This window comes from Marinobacter oulmenensis (assembly GCF_014201735.1).
Classification (GTDB): Bacteria; Pseudomonadota; Gammaproteobacteria; order Pseudomonadales; family Oleiphilaceae; genus Marinobacter; species Marinobacter oulmenensis.
Map to the genome: position 1 here is coordinate 1 of NZ_JACHFE010000020.1, position 1955 is coordinate 1955.

Here is a 1955-nt window from a genome sequence, read left to right on the forward strand (position 1 = left end):
TAGTGCTTGAAGCGAGGCATCTGACAGCTCCTTGTCTGTTTGCCTGATCCTACCAAACCCGAGGGGGATTTCGAGTTTTTCTACAGCCTCAACGCGGAGATAAGCGGCGGCCCGTAAGGGGCGTCCGGCGGACGGCCCTCTGGCCGGGAGCGAACTTAATTGACTTGTTAAAGGCAGGTACTGACGCTGCCCGCTCCCTGGCACTGACCGTGACGGCCTACTCCGTTTCCTTGCACCAGCTTACGCCGATGCCGTTTGTTTGAAACCACCGCCAAGCCAGCGACGGATGAACCTGTACTCAAAGGTACCAGATCCAGAATAAACTGTCGGCGGACGGCCCCAAACGACGAACACCGCATTTACTGCCAAAACCGGTGACGATTAAAGCTGCCAAACCGGACGCGAACTATGCTGGCCTTGGTGCTCTCACAATTGCCAGGGTTAGCTACCAAAGCCCGGCACCAAGGCCACTGGCACGTAGCCACCCAAAAGACCGAAGCCTTTGCCATTAACGCCAGCCATAAACGGCGGCCCGACAGGGACGTCCGGTGGAGGCCGAAGGCCGGAACGTATTTGATGGCTTTGTTATGCAAATCAGAACCATAGCTACAAGTTCGGCACCAAGTCCATTACTCACCACGAAGCAACGACATGAGAAATAGGAAAGCCCCCACGACTACAAACCACAATATCACTGGCCAATAGTTTCCACTCTTCGCTTCGGCAGCCAAGTAGGAATTGAATTCCCGTTTGCTCTGGCGCCTTCCATAACTCGTGGCGAGATTTTGCTGACTGCCAGAAATGGTGCCGGTGCCTACATACTCTTTAGCTGACTTGAGCGTTGGTAGCGGCCCGAAATCTCGAGACCCATCTACATTCAGAACAAACCAGCTCTGTCCGTCCTTAACTATCGCTCGGCCATCTGATACAGCGTAGAAGCCTGCCTCAATTTTTGACACGCTAGTCATGAATCCCACCAACTGCATAACGCCCAAAATAAGCGGCGACCCGACAGGGGCGTCCGGTGGACGGCCGTCAGGCCGGGAACGTACTTGATTGATTTGTTACATGCTGAACTCGGCTACAAGCTCGGTACACAAACCCTCGCCATACTTGGCAGCTACACGGACGTTGAGCCAGTTGCTCGACATATAAAAAAAACTACCGGTGAGCTCTCCACGCGTTTTGATCGCCAGCGGCAGAGATATTTCCTTGCGCTCCTTTGCCTCTTTCATCGTAGCCGACAAGATCAAAAGCCTTAACTCCATGCCATCAAATTCCCGAGGCACCCTGACATGATACATACCGGAAGCTGGGTCAGAATCTGGAGTTATCGTGACAGCCTCATGCTGCTGGGAAAAGGGCTCCAAGCAATCCTCAGCGGAAACGACGCTGCAAAACATTGATAAAATTATAAAAGTTATAAGTTTCATAGGCATGTAACGCGGAGATAAGCGGCGGCCCGTAAGGGGCGTCCGGCGGACGGCCCTCTGGCCGGGAGCGAACTTAATTGACTGGTTAAAGGCAGGTACTGACACTGCCTGCTCCCTGGCAACGACCACGACGGCCTACTCCGTTTCCTTGCACCGGCTTACGCCGATACCGTTTGTTTGTAACCACCGCCACGATTGCGGTGGATGAACCTGAACTCAAAGGTATCAGATCCTGACTGAAATTTCGGCGGACAGCCCAAAACGACGAACACCGAATTTACTACCAATTCTGTTGCTGAGTGACGCAACCAAATCAGACGCGGACCCTGACGGCCTTGGTGCTCACCAGATTAAGCGGGTTTGGCTGCCAAGCCCGGCGCCAAGGCCACTGGCACATAGCCACCCAAAAGACCGAAGCCTTTGCCATTAACACTGAAGCATTTAAAGGTCGTGCGCAGCATGACCTTTAAATGTGCGTTGGACTAAGCCGCTGTCACCGAGGCCAGCGGGCAACGTATAAGG

1 protein-coding gene is annotated in these 1955 nt (G+C 53.7%); it reads right to left on the reverse strand.

The annotated features are described in order from the left end of the window. Positions 1–1064: 1064 nt before the first annotated feature. Positions 1065–1268: a hypothetical protein gene (locus tag HNR38_RS17115; protein ID WP_183706601.1), complete on the reverse strand. Its 204-nt coding sequence runs from the start codon at positions 1266–1268 to the stop codon at positions 1065–1067. Between the last annotated feature and the right edge of the window lie 687 nt (positions 1269–1955).